25 protein-coding genes are annotated in these 17,179 nt (G+C 42.8%); all 25 read right to left on the bottom strand.

Translation table 11 applies throughout. From position 1 onward, the window contains the following. Position 1: 1 nt before the first annotated feature. On the bottom strand, positions 2 to 286 hold the full coding sequence (locus M1L52_RS09100) for a hypothetical protein (protein ID WP_248614660.1): 285 nt from the start codon (positions 284 to 286) through the stop codon (positions 2 to 4). 11 nt (positions 287 to 297) lie between these two features. Beyond that, positions 298 to 1,374: a hypothetical protein gene (locus tag M1L52_RS09095; RefSeq protein ID WP_248614659.1), complete on the bottom strand. Its 1,077-nt coding sequence runs from the start codon at positions 1,372 to 1,374 to the stop codon at positions 298 to 300. Between the two features lie 7 nt (positions 1,375 to 1,381). Next, positions 1,382 to 4,060: an ATP-binding protein gene (locus tag M1L52_RS09090; RefSeq protein ID WP_248614658.1), complete on the bottom strand. Its 2,679-nt coding sequence runs from the start codon at positions 4,058 to 4,060 to the stop codon at positions 1,382 to 1,384. Between the two features lie 92 nt (positions 4,061 to 4,152). After that, positions 4,153 to 6,141: an Hsp70 family protein gene (locus M1L52_RS09085; RefSeq protein WP_248614657.1), complete on the bottom strand. Its 1,989-nt coding sequence runs from the start codon at positions 6,139 to 6,141 to the stop codon at positions 4,153 to 4,155. A gap of 6 nt (positions 6,142 to 6,147) precedes the next feature. After that, positions 6,148 to 7,113 (bottom strand): hypothetical protein, encoded by a 966-nt coding sequence (locus M1L52_RS09080; protein WP_248614656.1) that lies wholly within the window; start codon positions 7,111 to 7,113, stop codon positions 6,148 to 6,150. Between the two features lie 592 nt (positions 7,114 to 7,705). Beyond that, positions 7,706 to 8,026: a hypothetical protein gene (locus M1L52_RS09075; RefSeq protein ID WP_248614655.1), complete on the bottom strand. Its 321-nt coding sequence runs from the start codon at positions 8,024 to 8,026 to the stop codon at positions 7,706 to 7,708. Positions 8,027 to 8,031: 5 nt separating this feature from the next. Next, on the bottom strand, positions 8,032 to 8,400 hold the full coding sequence (locus tag M1L52_RS09070) for a hypothetical protein (RefSeq protein ID WP_248614654.1): 369 nt from the start codon (positions 8,398 to 8,400) through the stop codon (positions 8,032 to 8,034). Next, the gene (locus tag M1L52_RS09065) at positions 8,390 to 8,605 is read right to left on the bottom strand and encodes a hypothetical protein (protein WP_248614653.1); all 216 of its coding nucleotides are present in this window, start codon (positions 8,603 to 8,605) and stop codon (positions 8,390 to 8,392) included. Before M1L52_RS09065 ends, M1L52_RS09070 begins: the two co-directional genes overlap by 11 nt. A gap of 119 nt (positions 8,606 to 8,724) precedes the next feature. After that, positions 8,725 to 10,170, bottom strand: a complete 1,446-nt coding sequence (locus tag M1L52_RS09060) for a class I SAM-dependent methyltransferase (RefSeq protein ID WP_248614652.1) — start codon at positions 10,168 to 10,170, stop codon at positions 8,725 to 8,727. A 131-nt stretch (positions 10,171 to 10,301) separates the two neighbouring features. Beyond that, positions 10,302 to 10,820 (bottom strand): hypothetical protein, encoded by a 519-nt coding sequence (locus tag M1L52_RS09055; protein ID WP_248614651.1) that lies wholly within the window; start codon positions 10,818 to 10,820, stop codon positions 10,302 to 10,304. Between the two features lie 87 nt (positions 10,821 to 10,907). Next, positions 10,908 to 11,192 carry a hypothetical protein gene (locus M1L52_RS09050; protein ID WP_248614650.1) on the bottom strand — a complete coding sequence of 95 codons (285 nt, stop codon included), beginning with the start codon at positions 11,190 to 11,192 and terminating at the stop codon, positions 10,908 to 10,910. A gap of 103 nt (positions 11,193 to 11,295) precedes the next feature. Then, positions 11,296 to 11,598: a hypothetical protein gene (locus M1L52_RS09045; RefSeq protein WP_248614649.1), complete on the bottom strand. Its 303-nt coding sequence runs from the start codon at positions 11,596 to 11,598 to the stop codon at positions 11,296 to 11,298. Position 11,599: 1 nt separating this feature from the next. After that, positions 11,600 to 12,292 carry a recombinase family protein gene (locus M1L52_RS09040; RefSeq protein WP_248614648.1) on the bottom strand — a complete coding sequence of 231 codons (693 nt, stop codon included), beginning with the start codon at positions 12,290 to 12,292 and terminating at the stop codon, positions 11,600 to 11,602. 122 nt (positions 12,293 to 12,414) lie between these two features. After that, positions 12,415 to 12,813 carry a hypothetical protein gene (locus M1L52_RS09035; RefSeq protein WP_248614647.1) on the bottom strand — a complete coding sequence of 133 codons (399 nt, stop codon included), beginning with the start codon at positions 12,811 to 12,813 and terminating at the stop codon, positions 12,415 to 12,417. Between the two features lie 11 nt (positions 12,814 to 12,824). Beyond that, positions 12,825 to 13,166 (bottom strand): hypothetical protein, encoded by a 342-nt coding sequence (locus M1L52_RS09030; protein WP_248614646.1) that lies wholly within the window; start codon positions 13,164 to 13,166, stop codon positions 12,825 to 12,827. Between the two features lie 4 nt (positions 13,167 to 13,170). After that, positions 13,171 to 13,620 (bottom strand): YopX family protein, encoded by a 450-nt coding sequence (locus M1L52_RS09025; protein WP_248614645.1) that lies wholly within the window; start codon positions 13,618 to 13,620, stop codon positions 13,171 to 13,173. A 2-nt stretch (positions 13,621 to 13,622) separates the two neighbouring features. Then, on the bottom strand, positions 13,623 to 13,862 hold the full coding sequence (locus M1L52_RS09020) for a hypothetical protein (protein ID WP_248614644.1): 240 nt from the start codon (positions 13,860 to 13,862) through the stop codon (positions 13,623 to 13,625). Positions 13,863 to 13,869: 7 nt separating this feature from the next. After that, positions 13,870 to 14,115, bottom strand: a complete 246-nt coding sequence (locus tag M1L52_RS09015) for a hypothetical protein (RefSeq protein WP_248614643.1) — start codon at positions 14,113 to 14,115, stop codon at positions 13,870 to 13,872. A gap of 132 nt (positions 14,116 to 14,247) precedes the next feature. Further along, entirely contained in the window at positions 14,248 to 14,802 is a 555-nt protein-coding gene (locus M1L52_RS09010) for a hypothetical protein (RefSeq protein WP_248614642.1), read from the bottom strand. Further along, complete coding sequence (locus M1L52_RS09005) at positions 14,799 to 14,936, bottom strand: hypothetical protein (protein WP_248614641.1); 138 nt, start codon at positions 14,934 to 14,936, stop codon at positions 14,799 to 14,801. The genes M1L52_RS09010 and M1L52_RS09005 overlap by 4 nt, the downstream gene beginning before the upstream one ends. Positions 14,937 to 14,940: 4 nt before the next feature. After that, on the bottom strand, positions 14,941 to 15,432 hold the full coding sequence (locus M1L52_RS09000) for a hypothetical protein (protein ID WP_248614640.1): 492 nt from the start codon (positions 15,430 to 15,432) through the stop codon (positions 14,941 to 14,943). A 26-nt stretch (positions 15,433 to 15,458) separates the two neighbouring features. Further along, positions 15,459 to 16,145: a hypothetical protein gene (locus tag M1L52_RS08995; protein ID WP_248614639.1), complete on the bottom strand. Its 687-nt coding sequence runs from the start codon at positions 16,143 to 16,145 to the stop codon at positions 15,459 to 15,461. Between the two features lie 76 nt (positions 16,146 to 16,221). Next, complete coding sequence (locus tag M1L52_RS08990; protein WP_248614638.1) at positions 16,222 to 16,599, bottom strand: hypothetical protein; 378 nt, start codon at positions 16,597 to 16,599, stop codon at positions 16,222 to 16,224. Continuing rightward, positions 16,592 to 16,840 (bottom strand): hypothetical protein, encoded by a 249-nt coding sequence (locus tag M1L52_RS08985; protein WP_248614637.1) that lies wholly within the window; start codon positions 16,838 to 16,840, stop codon positions 16,592 to 16,594. The genes M1L52_RS08990 and M1L52_RS08985 overlap by 8 nt, the downstream gene beginning before the upstream one ends. After that, the gene (locus tag M1L52_RS08980; RefSeq protein ID WP_410896779.1) at positions 16,840 to 17,121 is read right to left on the bottom strand and encodes a hypothetical protein; all 282 of its coding nucleotides are present in this window, start codon (positions 17,119 to 17,121) and stop codon (positions 16,840 to 16,842) included. The genes M1L52_RS08985 and M1L52_RS08980 overlap by 1 nt, the downstream gene beginning before the upstream one ends. Positions 17,122 to 17,179: the final 58 nt, after the last annotated feature.

Raw genomic sequence — 17,179 nt, 5'->3', positions numbered from 1 at the left:
ATCATCTGGTTCCTTTGGTTAAACTTCTTAATGCGACTTTTGGATCCTTAATTAGCCAATCCATTGTCAAAATAGCAGCAGGGTATTTCATGCCGTTCTCCAAACACTCTTGAATAGAATGACCTTCTACCGAATAATCTTTCTGGCAGTTTTCATCATTGAGCCAATCCATCAGTATAGGAGTTAGTTTATCCGAAATATCCACCAATTCCTTTGAGGCTATTGCTGCATTACGTTCACTATAGCCACGTTGCAATAGAATATCTTTTATTTGTTCTGTATTCATAATCTTCATTTTTATGCTTGGTGATGACATGCTTGCTTTAATTTGTCTATAAGATGCTTGTATGTGCTATCAGAGATACTACCGTTGTCTCTTGCCCTGTTTATAGCATCACGGACACGATTACCAGAGAAAGAATCCAATCCACCCCAAAGATTATCTGTATAAACAGTACCAGGATAAATATGGTTAGAACTGAGTTCCGAAAGCAGTTCTGACTTTGCAATGTCCCTTGAATCATTGACTCCTTCAAAGGAAATGCTTTTTGCCATAGAATGACTACTTCCATCTTCAATCTTATCTTCCATTCTCGAAATAACATCAGCAGCGAAATTTCGGGCATCTATCTCTACGGACTGTTGCTCATACAGGCGTTGTCCCAACTCGTTTGAACAATCACCCCAATAGCCCCATTTGCCGCCAGCCATTGTATCTGACCAACTTTCCACTTCACTATGACGTGGGTGGACTATCCTTTCGTTTACATTATAGTCTTGGTAAGCGTGACGGCCTTCATGTACGAGAGTGTCAACTATCTCAGAATAGAAATAGTAATCTTTACCCGATTTATCAATATAGTCCCGGTTAATATCAATAGTCTTGGTAACAGGGTTATATCCACCCCACAAGCCTGGTTTTAACTTGACATCTTTTATAGGGCACGGTGGTCTGTGCTCAATACTTGCGATTTTGGTTTCAAGTTGGTTAAGAACGTCAACCTTCTCACTTCTTTCAAGATGTTGCCAGTTCTCAAATCTGATTTCCTCACAATTCGCAAGTACATCGGAAACCTGCTCAATCTGAACCATGTCATTAGGAGCTTCAAGCCGTATCTTTAAGTCCTCAATCATTTCAGGTGAAAGCAGATTTGTACTGCTCACCTTTTCCAGATTATCTACTTTTAGTTCCTCGATGCGGGCTTGAACAATATCCAAATGATCAGATTTCTGTTCATCAGTCATCTTGGTCCAATCTTCTGAAGGCACATTAACCTCCTTTAGATAGGCTTGCTGACTATCACTGAGGCGTGTTAGTTCGTCTGTCTGTTCGGAACCTTCCTTCAGCGTAATATCTTCATATTCTTCTATCATGGCCTACTCATTTTACTTTGTCTGCTTTAACCCAATAGGTTCCAGTCGATAGTGAACTGGAAACAATACACTGTCCCGTCAGCAATTTAGGGATAACCTTACGCTGTTCGTCACTTAATCCCATTGATTCACCGATGGCCTTGCAGTCATCTTCTGCGACAAGCCTGTGAGTGATTTTCAAGTTCGTGTTCTTGATTGCATCTGGAATCAATCTTGTTGGCACTTGATCAACAAGGATTAACCCTTCACCATAGGCTCTAATTTCAGATAACATATTGCTGAACATCATTGCCGATTTATACTGGGGCAATTCTTGGTTCTCACATCTTGACATTACACGGTGTGCCTCCTCGATGACTGTCAAATGCTTGCAACCATTCTCGTTATAGTCAACCTCGCCGATTTCTGCTTGGGCTGAACGATACTCATATAGGAACTGAAGGAGCAAAGCCATAAAGAAAGCTTTGTCAACATCATCACCTACATACGATAGATTTACTACACATCTGCCCTGGAACAAATCTTGCCATGCTGTAGATTTAGTGGTATTCAGCATTTCGCCTTTCCATCCTCTTTTTAGGCTGTCTATTCGGGTGTTGAGACAGGCTTTCATGTTACGCTGCACCTTATCCTCATATTGACGATGTTCTATCACCTGGTCTACACAAACGCTCATGCTGTTTAACGTCGGGAACATTGTCTTTCCAAACACAGGTTCACTATTAAGCCAGTCTGTAGATTTCTGCTGATATACTGTATAGATTAGATCCTCCATCAGCACGGGGAGAATATCATACATGGGGAAAGCAGAAGCAAATGTAGACTTCAAGCGGTCAATGTGTGTCAGTACATTCACTTCTTGCTCCTTATTTAGCCAAACTAGTTCAAAGGGATTTAGACGAAGAGCCTTGGGGACAAAATCGCCTTTGTACTTTTTACAACCCGGTATATAGATGTCTATAGGTTTGTCTGGATGCTTTTTATTATAGTCCAACGCCCAATCCACATATTCAGTCTTTGCAGGCTCAATCACTAAGAATGGTATTTCCTCCATGTGATTAAGAACAGCCTGAATAGTATTTGTCTTTCCGCTACCATTTATTCCAGAAACCAATGTGTGTCTGGTAAGCTGGTTCATAGGTATGCTATATGTTAGGTTCGTTTCAGATCCTCCATATAATAGTTTGCCAAAACCAATATCTCCCTTTCCATTCTGTTCCTCTTGTGGATTAAGGTTGAACTCTGGTGAACTGTCTACCACGCTAATGCCGGGAACTGAGCGTAGGGGAAAATTTATGAGGTAGGACAATTCCTTTGTGGTGAGAACCGTTTTAAGTTCTTTGAAATGTTCACCTAGTGGATGCTCAAATATCTTACCAGTCACATTGTTTACTGTGATAACAGGAGAAGCCAAATTGCCAATGGTTAGCTCTCTGTAGCTATGCCCTTTTTCTTGTTCTGCTTCGAGGACGCTTGTAATATCATGTATTCGGATCGGCTCAAAGATGGTTTCCTGTCCGCTGAGTATAGAGCGTAGTTGAAGCCCGGCTCCCTGTAAGTCGGATTTCTTGTCTGCCATTATATATGTGCCAACCTTCCATAGTCCGATAGCCTTTCCAGTCTCAATTCTCTTTGAATGATAGAAAAGATGCTCAGATACAGCTTCTATATGTTTATTCACGATATTTCTACTTATGCTCTGAGACTTGCTTTCGTTTGTTCCGAAAGAAGTGGAAGTCGTGTCACTAGAGCTAGTCCCCTCTGTATCAGAAACAGTTTTCTGAGGCATGAGACCTGTTATCACATTAGAGGCCATAGCAAATCCCATCAAACTCATAGCTCCAGTTGCAACCGCCCCCGCTGCATCGGTCACGCCTTCCAATACTGCACCAGCAGCAGGGAAGAATGAAGCAGCAGCACCTAAACCTGTAGCTGCCATTGCAACCTTGCCAACCTTAGTGAAATCTTTTTTGGATATGCTTACACTGTGACTTTGGGATGTGCCGTCAGTATGTGATGTACTCTGTGTTGTAGAGGTGCCACTTGACAGCCCTTCAGTTACATTCATTGACTTCAACGATTCTGCCTGACCATTCATTTCCCTACATTGGTACAACATTCCCTCCGCATCACTAGGAACAATAGGGTCAGCTACAACCAAGTAGGCGAAATTCTTGCATTGGTTAGTACCTGCAATGAGTTTGTCGATAGTAGCAGGATATAGAGTCTTGTATTGAGTGTCCATTGAGGGGATTCCAGTCAGGGCATAGGTATATTCATAGGTTTCGTTTCTTACGTTTTCCTTGAATTTCTCCAAAGCCGAATCGTCCTCACTTATCACCTTTGTTTGCAACCCTGGCCATACCCCTTTTATGAATTCATTTAAGTTTTTCACCATATTTTTAGGAGGTAGTGCCTTGTGTGGTGAACGAAGTCCCAAATAGAGCTTGTTTTCCTTGCCATTGCCTGTGACTAGGAATAGAAGCTGCATTTCTTTGGGAAGGAAACATGAATAAAGGATTTTCTGGATGGCCGTAAAACAGCTTTCAGCAGACTTTTCTAAGGGTCTACCTACCTGTTGAATCTCAATCCATGTAGCCTGTGTTGTTGATGTTGAGGGGATGGCTTTTATATCAAACAACTGGTTTTCCTCGTCTGTAATGTTCTGGAGGTATTTACGCTCCATACAGAACGAGAGACTTTGCGAAACAGCCGTTGCTGCTAAAGCTTTGGCGGCTGGCTCAAATGCTTGCAGTTCATTATCCATACTATTACAGATTAGTCAATGAGTATTCTTGAACTTTGCAGACTATCCTTATATGCAGTAAGATAGTCGGAAGTCACCTTCTTAACAACCTCACGAATCTTGTTGTTTCCTTTTACATTCTTGTTAATCGTGTTCTGAACATTTTTCTTGATGTCCTCCCATTCGGAATCAACAACATTGAAAATCTTTAGTCGCTCGTCACGATCTCTGTCCTTTGCCTTTTCTTCGGCCAAAGTGGGTTTGTCACCGCTAAAGGCTCCGATAGCACCGCCAATTAAAGCTCCTGTTATTGTTCCGAAGAACGGGACTACACTACCAATAGCTGCACCAGCAGCCGCACCACCTAATGCACCGCCTGTACTCCATGTAGAAGCTTGTTCTGCTAGTTCTTTAGCAATCTTGTCAAGAACAGGCTTAATGCTGATGCTTCCCATTGTTATTTTGGGGACACTCAACGTGGGTAGTTTGATGTCATTACCTTGGCTTGTATAAACTGCAACTATATCATCAACTCTCTTTCTGATGTCAGAGGTACATTCAAGAATAGCATTTTTGACATATTCGGAAACATTTGATGTTAATTCTCCCATGTGTTCTTTCATGTCAGATTCAATGGAAGAATTAAGGGCATCTATACTTACATCATTTTCTATATCCTTGTACATTGTAACATTGGTGGCAATGATTTGAGTAGCAAGTTCAAATGCCTCTGCACCAAACTTCTCTGCGAAAGTATCAAATATCTTGTTCCCATTTATCAACTTATCAATCTGAGAGCCAAGTCCCTCGTCCATTCCTTCAGTTCTCATATCCATACGTGCAACTTCTGCAACACCCTGAGAAATGGTAAGAGAAGGATCCTGGTCTCTATAGACCTGGCTTTCTTCTACTCCGAAGTATTTGCAGATAAGAGGCTTCAAGAAGTCCATTCGAGAGGCTCCACCTGTCATAAATACACCAAAAATGTTTTGTCCCTTGATATGGTTTTCTCTGTAGTCTGCCATAGCATTGGCAATCTGTTGGATATAGCCTTTCTCGGTAAGCAGCTCGTTCAAATCGCCTGGCTGAAATACCAATCTAAAGCGTTCATCTTCTAAGTCCTCGTCATCAACAATATCTTCAAAGTTGATAGTTTTCTTAACCCGAAGAGTTGGGTCTATATATATCTGCTCCTTAACTTTTCTTGCCTCAAACACAAGGAAGTCAACAAGTCTTGGAAACTTTTTTTCAAACTCCTGGATGCAATCTTCTTCTTCACGCTTTACTGCATAAATGGTTTTCTCAACAGCTGACGCACCACAATCATAACCAAAATCAATGAGATTAGGCAGATTCTTGTTCATATAGGTAAAGTCAAGTGTAGAAGAACCCATATCAAAAACGATAGCACCCTTATCTACGTTTCTTCCGATTCCAGATGTAGTGTCATGCTGGGCGCGAACAAAAGCCGCACGGGATTCCTTTGTCAGACCTGCAATTGGAAGCCCTGCCTCTTTTGCCATCTGAAGGTACAAATCCTGTGTAGGCTTGTCCCAACCTGAAGGAGTTGCGATATATACCAAGTGGTTAGTATCTGTAAGAAGTCCAGAATTGTTCTCACGTATTCTCTTATAAACCTCTTTCATAAAGCGAATCATAAGTTTCTCAGATTCGCCGTTAATGTCTTTGGGTGCTTTCTTGAAACAGACTCTTACCTCAGCTTGCCGCAGGACTTCTGGGTTGAAAGCAGCATCACCTATGTATGCGTTTCCATTATCCAAAATTGTGATAGCAGAAGGCATCACCTTCTTGTTTCCACCCATTTCCAAATCTTTGGCAGGATCCAACTGACTAGGAAGCACATCCCATTGCAAGGGACAAAGAGCTGCCGAAGTTTCACCATGACCTAGGTCTATGCCTATCACATATTCGATTTTCCTTTTCTCATTATCTTTCATAAAGCGTTCTTGTTCTATTTTATATTCCAACAGTGAATCTATAATTGAAAGAATATCTGCCATAATTGTTTATTTTTGTGGTATGAACACCTTGCCCTGAAGGACAATGCTGCCATTTTTCACTATTGCAGGGTACACCATTTTAGGGGTATCTACTTTAGAACTTTCAACTGCCTCGAACCAGGACTTGTTTTCTTCCGTATAATCCTCAACGGTTAAGTTGTAGTTTTCGAGCGTTTCAGCTAAATCCTCGATACGCATTTGCAGTTTTGACGTGTATTTATCATCATCTGCATGGGTTCGCTTGTAGCCGATAAGTGTCTGTATTCCTTCAATCAAGAAACGATATTCTTGTTCAAGTGAGGGCTTTTCAATACTCTCATATTTGTCAACAACTCGGTTTATCTGAGCACGGAATGTTTGTATCAGCGTGTCAACACTATCACAAATACTTCCCACGATATTAGTAAATACATCTACGTTTATCTTCTGCTCTTTGACAATAGGCTTTGCTTCGATTCTAGCTTGTGGTGGAACCTTTTTATTCTTGTTGGAATTTTGTGGAAGCTGAGAAGAATAATAGAGAACTAATGCTGTTCCTGCAATGGCTCCGAATACGGCTCCCCAGGTTCCAAAAATCAAAGCACCTGCTGCACCACCGACAGTTGTACCTCCAACCACATAAGGATATTGTTCTTTCTTTAATGAACTACCGAAGTTAGAAACAGGTATGCCTTCTGGCTGTTGCTTATCTTCACTATCTTTTTTCCCCTCTGCAAACTTAGGCAAAGAGAACTCCCCAATCATTGACTGTTGGGCATTGAGTAAAGACATTGCAGCCTGAAGGATAAAGTCTTCGGACTGAGTTAAATTCTGGCGAAATTCACCGTCAGAATCAAACAGGTCGTTCAAGTAATCCGTTACTACAGATTGGATCTTTGACGCATCTTTAGGAAGAGAAAGGGTTGATAGTTTCTCTGAAAGCTCGTTCTTGCGGCTCTCAAACAAATCTTTTAGCGTTTTCTTATGTTCCATAAATAGTTTATCAGTTTAGGCCAGATTGCTCCGACGATATTTATGCTAGCGATGCCCAAACTAGACAAACTACTACTAACTATATCTAATACATACAAAGAAGGCATAGACATCCAAACTTCCGCTGTCCGTCTATGCTCTCAGGCAACTCGCATTCGCCTTTCCTCAGTGTCGGGACAGCAAATGCAAGAGTGTACTATGCCTATATGAATATCCAACGGAACCACACACAGCAATCCCATAGGGTATAATCATACCAACATAGCATCTACATTTGCTTGAACCAACTGAGGAACTTCGAGGCTTTTGCCCTGAACGATTCCGTCTAAAGGTGCGAGTTTTAGAGAGCAGTATCGTCAAGCGTTGTAAACGCCATTTATATGTATGCCAGCTTCGCCGCCCTACAACAGCGGATGCAGCCAACGGCTGCAAATTTAACGTATTTTTTCCAAATAACCAAGAAAATGCCTCTCTCTGTCCCCTTTTATATGCTTTTTTAACTCCAAACGCCCATAAACAGCACATATTTGAACATTTGAGCAATGAAAAAAAAGAAAAGCATAGCATTCCCGATATGCTCCCCTTTCGATAGTTAATAGTATTCTATGCGATAATCATACTTTGGGTTCCTGAAGGTCTTTTCCAATTCTTCATAAATCCCAATTTGATCCTCGACAGAAAACTCTTTCAGTTCGATAGAATCTGCGTACTCAAATAGCTGTAGCCTAACCATACCCTTTGCCGGGTCGATATAAGCTTTCTCTACATGATACACTTCTTCATCATAGTAGCTGAAGGACTGCCTTATTTGAAGTACACCCAATTCAACCTCACAATTCTGCTTTGTAAGGCAAACAATGGCAGTCTTTACCTTTTCCTTCAGTTCTTCCAGTTGTCGTTTGATATTCTCCATAATCATCAGTCTAACCATGAAGTCCAATATGAACTGCCTCGTCCTTCGTCATAGAGGTCGTTGTATTCCTCTTCTGACAGGTGCTTATGTAGGCAATCCTCGGAGCAATAGTATTCAGCACCGTCCTCAATGCAGAATCCTTCATACATCGGTTTTCCACATTCTGAACAAGCTCTGACATGCTCCAGGTCTAATTCATCTACAAGTGTTTCTGTGTCACTATGCTTCATCACATAGTTAGTCATAAACTCTCGTATGTCCTCTGCTGATATTCCACCTTTCTCTTGTACAAGCTGGTGGAAATAACAATCAAGCATCTTGGAGTCTGAAACTTCCTGTCTCAGTACCTCCATCGGGTCTTTCTTAGAATCCATATTCTCTTTCTGTTATTTCGTCTACACTCATCCACTCGCAATTACGCAAGCGGAATTCATACTTATCTTCCAAAGTGTGAAGGAAGTCCTCAAAGTCCTCGTATTCCAGGGACTCTTCCTGTTCTTTCTTTGTCAGTTGGATCTTGATTAGGGTACCTCCTGCATAGTCCAGGAGTAGCACAAACTTTGTCTGTTTCTTACTCATACTCTTTCTTGTTTAATGGCCAAGGGTCTGTCAGTAGCACATACGCCACTATTGTTATTGCAACCCTCAGCAGAAATCTTGTTGATCTTCTCATAATTCTTGATGTTTATAGATTTGACTTATGCTGCTTTCTTCTTGGGTAATTCCCAGCCTTTGAGCTTCGACACCTCGTAGTTGAACTTAAACCAGATGTTTTCGTCCAGAAACTCGAAGTGCATGGTTCCCTTCTTGAAGCCCTTGCAGCGAAAGAATCCCCATACGAACCACTCTCCCCAACACACCCCGTCGCTGTAGTCTCTCAGGGATGGTAGCTTGTCGTAGTCTGTAGCCGTGAGGAAACACAATGCCTTACAGACATCTTCCATTTCCTCAGTATAGCCGCCATACCTCATATAGAGTTTTGGCCTTGCTTCTTTCTGATAATAGTAGCCTTCGCACATATAGGGGATGATAAATTTCTTGTTAACCATGTAATTAGCATTGGTTTTCCATTTCTCCCCAGCTGTTGAGTTCTCTGCTGAAAACGAACAGATGTGGTCAAACGCCTCCAGTAGTGCCTTCTGCATCCTTTGTCCGTTGGTCTGTATCACCATGTCGATGACACGGTAGATGTTTCCCATTGTAAAAGGCACGTTCTTCTGTTGTTCTATAAACTTGTTAATCTGCTCACGAAGATGCTTTGTCGCATACTTCTCCATGTGCAGCTTCTTGAATATCAGCCGCCAGTAGTATTTCTGCAATTCCTTCTTATACTGCTGATGGGTGATAACCTTCTCTTTGCAGTCGTAGCCACCTGTTATGGTTCCGAACCTGACAGGGAGATAGTCATACTCCCCTGCGTCTGGGTATTGGGCTATCTCGTTAATCTTCTGTGCCGCTGCTAATGTGTCATCAAAGAGCTTCACGGCTGAAACATAACGGTTAACCAAATCCCTGACTAGGTTGTAGGGCATGATACCTTCCTCCTGGTTCATGTTGACCAGATCCTCGTCGGTTGCTGAGAAGAAGTAGTCTGCAAACTCATTCTCTCCAGTACCGCCCTTATAGAGCTTGACGAGTGATACAGATACGTTGGTTCTGCGTTCTGCCTTGTCAAAGACATTACCAAGGTACTCTTCGAGGCCATACAGTTCGATAGTCTCAATGAGTCTCTGTTTGGTCTTGTCATCACGCCACCCACTGCTCACGCTCTGGCTGTTGCATAGTGATATGACAGTACAGCCAGCAGGGGCAATGTCGAAAGCATGAAGGATATGCTTTGCCCCTTCGCTGAAAGGTGGGTTCATTACGATATAGTCTACATGGCTGATGTCCTCTGACTTGACCGTTAGGAAGTCATCAGCTAAAATCTCGCATTTGCCGTTAAGCAGTTTGCGGATGTTCGGGTCTTTTTCACAGGCGATAACTCTCCCTGCCCCATTCGCTTTAAGCCAGTCCACGATGTTTCCTTTCCCGGCTGATGGTTCAAGAATGGTTTTTCCAAGGAAGTCCTCGCCCATCATCATCTGCCCAATCACCTCATTGGGTGTCGGGTAGAAATCTGCGTTGTCTGTGAATATACTCATTATTTACTAATCTTATTAAGTGAATATTACTTGCCGTCGGATATAATCTTCTGGCTTTCTGGTAGGCATAGCTCGGATTGTTCGACTGTGTGTAAGTCTTGAATGTCGAGCCTTCTACCGTTACACTAAACTCATAGGTATTCATTTTCCTCAACTTTGTATTCGTGAAAGTAGATTCGCTTGTCATCATCGTCCATGCTCAGATTGTCGTTCCATTCCTCAATAGCCTTTTCAAGCTCTTCTCTGGTCTTGACTTCCTTTCCAATAAGCTTAGATACACAACTACAAGCATCCTCAATACTAGTCGGGTACTCTGTTTCCCATTCAGATTCGACCTTGAAACGCTCTGGGAAATGTACTCCCTGAGTGTCGTTGGTCGCGTAGTAGCCCCATCCATCCTCCTCGGCACAATAGTATATCTGCAAGGAAGGATAGATGTCTTTAATGAGTTTGAAAACCTCATTCATCGGTCCATAGGCTGTCTCTGTACTGAAGGTGAGAGTTCCACCCTCATAATGTAGATTGTCCCAGGATCCTCTGCAATAAACCTTCTGCCAGTCTGCTCCAAGTTTTGTGACCAGGCATCCCAGCCACTGTTTCCCGAAGCCATTGTCAACTAAAGGTTTCCTGCGTTTTTCCAAGTTGTTCATTTTGCTAAATAAGCTCTGAACTTCTTTTCTCTTTCCGTCTATGACGTAGGAGGTAAAACACCAGTTAGGCATATCAACCTCCTTTCTTTAGGCGATAGTGAAATAGGTCAGATGGGAGAACTGAGGTGAGAACGGCGATTTTGTCACCATCTTAAACCCCTTGCCCCAACGTCCATTGTACTTCTCCACGCCCCAATTCTGTTCACCAGTCTTACCAGTTCCAACCGCTGTATGGTGCGGCTTGAAACCATGATTGATAAGTCTCTTGATTGTGGCTCTCTGCTCGTTGCTGTAAATAAGAGCCTTTGCCACTTTGGAAGGATGAAGCGTAATGATGGTAGCTCCACCCTGGTTGTTGATGTCTTTTTCCATAATTCTGTTCTGTTATAAAATTAACAATCTCGTTTTTAGTACCATGATGGTTCGGCTACACGCCATACCCATTCATAGTATCGGTTAATAAGTTTCTTAATCATCAGTCCCACTCATTTAAGTTGATAACTTCAATTTCATAGTTGACGCTATAGCCCTGTGTCTGAAGGCTGTCCTCGAAGTCCTTACGGAGTCGCCGCTTGATTTCGGCCTCTCGTTCCCTCTTTGTCAGGGGTATCATTTCGTGGATGCTCTCAAAGAACTCATGGTCATCTATTTCGTGGTTCTTCACAATGGCATTGACGGCAGCGGTCTTGGAGGTGAATATCCCCTTGAACCGCTTTTTGGCCGTACTATGCCAAGCGTCTGTCTCATAGACAGTGAATAATACTTTCTTCTTTGCCATTTCAGTATTTTATGTTATACCTTTTAAGCAGGACATACACCTGTGAAACCCGAAACTCATGTCCCTGCGAGGTTACAAACCCCTCATTGTTGAGTGTATCGGTCATTTCAGAAAGTGTCTTGCCCTGTGCTGCCAGGATTCTCAGCATAGCGACAGCCCTTTTGTTGTTCGGGTTGTCCTCCGCCTTTTTCCTGTTGGTCTCGTTACTCTTAGCAATAGCCTCCTTATGTTTATCCATCAGATGCTCTGGGTTGCCCAGCTTGCATCCTCTGGCTTTCTTTGCTGCTAATGCCTGTTTAGTGCGAGTAGAGATTAGTTCTGCCTCATACTGGCTGATTGATGCCAGGATATGCAGTACCATCTTGTTCGCTTGTGGGAAGTCGCAAAAGACTATCTCCACGTCAGATTCAAGTAGAGCGGAAAGGAAGCTCACATTTCTAGCAAGTCGGTCGAGCTTTGCTACAATCAGCTTTGCTCCGTATGTCCGGCACTGTGATAATGCTTCTTTCAGTTTGGGTCGCCCTTTGTCAGTTTTGCGTCCGCTCTCTACTTCAACATACTCAAAAATCGGTTTTGTCTCACGAAGGTAATTCTGTATGATTTCCCTCTGTGCTTCAAGTCCTAATCCTGAATATCCTTGCCGTTGTGTACTTACTCTGAGATAAGCCACATACAGCACATCTGTTTTATACATTTTTTAACATGGTTTTCGTTTGTTAGACGGTCGTCTTGTATTTGAAAATCCGTATCAAGGAGGGGTAAATCTGCCAAAATCCGATATTTCACAGAATGACAGATTTCTCCCGTCCAGCATTATTAGAGAATGATAACTTCTACAGGTCTGATTTTCTCAGGATTGTCGGGGTCTACGAGATTTGGATATTCTTCACAAACTCTCTTTTCGTAGCCTTCGACATTCTCCACAGCGTCATCTATTGTAGAAATTAGCTCGTCAAGGTAAATGGATTCGTGTGTATCTACCGTTTCCCCAGATTCGGAGATAAGTGATACTTCAAACAAATCCGCTCCCTCATTCAACTTGACTTGTACGTTCCCGGTGTGCTTGAATCCTTGCACATGGAATTGGATGCCAGCCTTAATAGGTCTAAGTGTCTTTGGGTCGAATCCCCATGATGACACTATATCCAGTCGGCTGCTGAGAACGGATAGTATGTACTGCCCGGTCTCGATGTCATGTTGCTCGATTTTTTCCATTGTCGTTCTCTTTAGAAGAAGGAACACTCAATATACCCCCAATTAGGTGCTGACTGTTCCATGAATTGCTCCATAATCTTCAAAACCTTTTCACGCTCACATTCCAGGGCGTTCAAGGCTTCGTCGATGTCATTCCTTGCATCGTCATCAAGGCTGTCATACTCTCGGAGGGTGTCAATCCCTCTTTGCCAATCGTCCTTGCTGACTTCAAACTCATCATCCCAGGACTCTCCCGTATAGCTCACGTTAAGAGCAGAAAGGAGGTCATGGAACTCTTCGATTTTCCAGTTGAAAGCGGTCATATCAGACCACTCACATTCATACTTGGTTGCGATATGCAATCTTTTTCCCATGCTGTTATGTTTTTGATTGTTGGTTACTATTGCCCCTCAGTAGTTCCGGGTTCTCCATGATGTTACCGATGACATAAGCCTTTTCCCCATGAACTGCGTCATAAAGATTCCATTTGCTGCATGTCTCGATGTTCTCTGGGTCACTCGCTAATACGAAGGAGCCGTTGAAATACACTACCAGACCGATAATCTCCGAATGGAAATATTCTCGGTCGGGCATTCTCAGAATATCACCCTCAAATATCTCTTTGGTGGTGTCGCTTGCTTTCTTGGCGTTAATATCCAAGATGCCTGTCCCTTCCCCGATGGAGTCAGGATTGCAAGTGTAGAATACTGTTGTTCCTCGGTTCTCAATCGTTATTCCTACCCGATGGAGCAAAACAGTCTTTCGATGTTGCAGGTCGCCATAGTGCCAACCGTTCACATCGTGTCCTCTGAATTTGTATTTTCTCATTTCTAATCGTCAATTACGATGTTCGTTGCCAGTCCTACAGACTCGTAGGTGTCATCAAGGAAGGCTCCGAACCTCATGTTATTAACCATCACGACCCTTGCCAATCGGAGATCCACACGATTGATGTTCTTTCTCACGATGTCCTTCAGGTCGTTTGCTGTCTTGATGCCCTTCTTCCGAATGATGCCAACCACATAGTCAACATATTCCTGGAAGAGCTTGTCATAAAGTTTCTCGTCCATTGTCTCTTTACGGTATATAAGTTCGATTTACTACTGTCTTATAGTGCCTGTACCCTCTTTCGTCCGCTTCGGGAATACGCACCTTTCGCCATACTAAGCCCCACCAAGCATCGTCTTTCGGATTGGGCTTGTCGTTCATAAGCATGTCAACTGTTGCCTTATGCAAAGGAAAACAATATGTCAATGCTCGTCTCTTGCTGCCCTCACTGAGACTGTTCCAGTATTTGAGGGTCATCTTACTTGTCTTGCTCATGTTCGTCAATCTTCTGTTATACAGTTTTCACGAAGGGAGTGGAGAATGTGCTTGACGATTCTCCTTTTACGTCCCTCGTCATCTTCATCCATCAGATTTCTCAGACAGACTTCGATGTTATGATACAATGTTTCACTTATCACCATAGTATTGAAATGCGTCTAGTCGGTGTACTTTTCCAAAAGTCAGGGCTATGTCATGGTAGTTGATGCCGTCTATTGCAGCTTCTCCTACATAATTTTCCACCTGTTCCTTCAGTTCTGGTATTGATTCACATATCTCAATGGTCGGATAGAGGATAATGAGAGATCTGAATGATACCCTGCTTCCATCTTCATCACACTCAAATGCGATGCCGTCATAGAAGTCAAAGTATAGTTCAAGTTCTTCCTGGTCTTTTTCGTAGTCTCGTCGGTCTGTCAAGTCTAACCCAAGTTCTTTCGGGCAGATGATGAAGTCCTCGACGAAATGATCCAGTTTCTCTCTTTGCGTAAATGGTCTGTATCTAAACTCCGTTCTGCAAAAGAAGAAGTCCTTGTACTTGCCATCAAATTTGCCCTCGACAAGATAGTTGCAGTCAACGAAACGCTCTGCGTCCTCTTGTGTCAGTTTCTCGTCTTGGGTACTCATTTGAATCTCAATGGCTCTCTGAACCTTGAAACTCCTGAATGCTTTTGGTTCTTTCATAAGCCTTTCTGTCTGTTAAGGTAGGACATAAACTCCTCCAGTTGTCGCTCGGTTAAGAGTTCCGTCAGGAAGTGTATTGTCTCTTCCAGTTTCTTGATACGCTTATTCAGTTCCTTAATCTTCGCTTCGTTCATGGCACTATCCTCCTAATGCCAGTTCGTCGTGAAGCTTGTCGTTATACTTCTTATACACATAGTCCAGGAGGATGGACTTCATTACATTCGCCTTGTCGCTTTTGTCATAGTTGAAGTAGTAAGTCCGTCCATTCCCGTACCTGTCTAACCGTCGGATTTCTCCACGGTAGTTGTTCCATCGATCGAAGAACTTGTCAAATTCCTCGCTCGAATTGGTGTCTGTATTTTCATACTGAATGTAGATATTCAGATGAATCCTACCTTTGATCAGGTCTACGCCCTCGATGGTTGAGTTCCAGCAGTTGCCTTTTCTCCTATCACCATCAATGTAGAGCTGTTTGTCCCTGCTCTTATACATTCGACGGCCAACCTCTTTCACGATTTTAATGACCGTCTCTTCCTTTACGGAAAGCAGTTCGTCAGTCGTAAGAGCCTCGATAGTCTCGATTTTCTTCTTGGGCTGCGTTCTGCTGAAAATGAATTGATTGATGTTCATTGTCTTTTGTTTTTTAATTGTTATACTTAATCGTCCTCCCTGAAGGCTGCATGTTTCTCGTCCAGAAGCAGGTAGTAGTGACCGTTGCCACAGCCCCTATACTCTTCCGAATACCATGCTCTGTTGCCATCAGGATTATACTCTACGCTGTTGTCGTATGATACAGTCCAACGCATAGAATACTTGCGTTTCTCATTCAGGGCGTTTAACCAGCCCCTCTTGATCCAGTCGTGACCTCTTCCCCAATTTATAGTGATGATGCCACGTTGAGAGGATAAGCTGTCATACATGTCTGGGGAAATATGCTCGATGCCCTTTTTCTCCATAAATGTATTATGCTCGTCGTATTCACACTCATAGAGGTACTTCAAATCCTCGTCGCTCAGTTGTTGTAGCTTAATCATGTTTGCCAGGATGTCAGGCCACATACCACTTGCTGATAGGTACTTGATGATACTCATAGTGTTCCGCTTGCAAACTCTGACCTTATCGTTGTCCCTGTTGATGGGAACTACCGATTTCCAGAGTTCTTCACACGATATGCACCTTCCTCTGGTACGGGAACGCTTCTTAAACTCGCATACCCAGCCACCTTCGGAAATAAACATACGCATTTTCTTCTTGTCACCATTAGCCATAGTGACCATGAAGTTGTAGTTCTGAGAGTCATGGATGGATTTCTCCACTATCTCCTTTACCTGTGAATGATTCATAACACTACAAAAAAGAAGTCAGGATAGTTAATAAACAGGTTCCAAACCTCGTCGTGAATTCTGAATAGTATTGCTTTCATGCCGCTTCACAGGTTTCGTATTCCTCAACCTTCTGGAGTTCACCGTTAAGGAGCTTGCCATACCAGTTCTTGTTAACCAGATATGAACACGGCTCGATGGTGTCCCCACAGATAAAGTCACAGTTCTCATAAAAGCCCTCATACGCTGGAAGTTCTTGCGATTCAGGCCAGCTAACCACTATCACCGAATCCTGGTCATCCTCGGTGGGAGCCAGTTTTATGTTCCTGATGATATGGTCTAAGTCAACTTTCTCCAATGTCCCGTCTGCTCTGAAATTACAGTCGATCCATTGTTCAGTTTCCTGTTGCGTCTCATTCATCGGGACAGTTATCTCGATGTCGATGGTACGCTTGATGTGAATTGTCTTATTCATCGTCGTTTTGTTTTTTAATAAAATACTCGATTGAAGAGTGTACCAGGATGTAATGTGTCCTGGTCACTCTCGTCTGTTCTTCGTAGGGATTGTAAAAGTCCATACACAAAGCATCATATAGCTCTGGCAGATACTTCTTAATCCGTCGTTTCAGCCACTGGTAATTCAGCGGCTTACTCCCTTTCATCAGTCGGTTCCAGCGTTCTATACCGATTCCGATACAGGTACATTCCAGATACATCAGATGAAGGGCAAATAGATGTCGTCGAGGAGGTGCGACTCAACCATTTTCTTGGCTGCTTCGTGACTCCCCTTGTTCCGTAGGTCAAAACCATAATTGTCGCTCGCCATCACATGAATCATAGCGACAAAGGTTCTCATTACTTCTTGCTGTAGAGTACGGTGTTGAACAGTCATACCCATAGCAAACTTTTCAGGTTTCCAACCCATAGAGTTAACAGCGTCTGCAAGTGCTTCTGCTGCCTTGTACTCACGAGTCTCTTTCAATGTTTCTAATTCCAAAAAATCCATTTGTTTCTTGTTTTTAATTGTCCTTTAATTGAAAAGGCCAGGAATATTG

Source organism: Prevotella sp. E13-27 (genome assembly GCF_023217965.1).
Taxonomy (GTDB): domain Bacteria; phylum Bacteroidota; class Bacteroidia; order Bacteroidales; family Bacteroidaceae; genus Prevotella.
The sequence above is the reverse complement of the archived record's forward strand: the minus strand, read 5'-3'. Positions and strand labels throughout refer to the sequence as shown.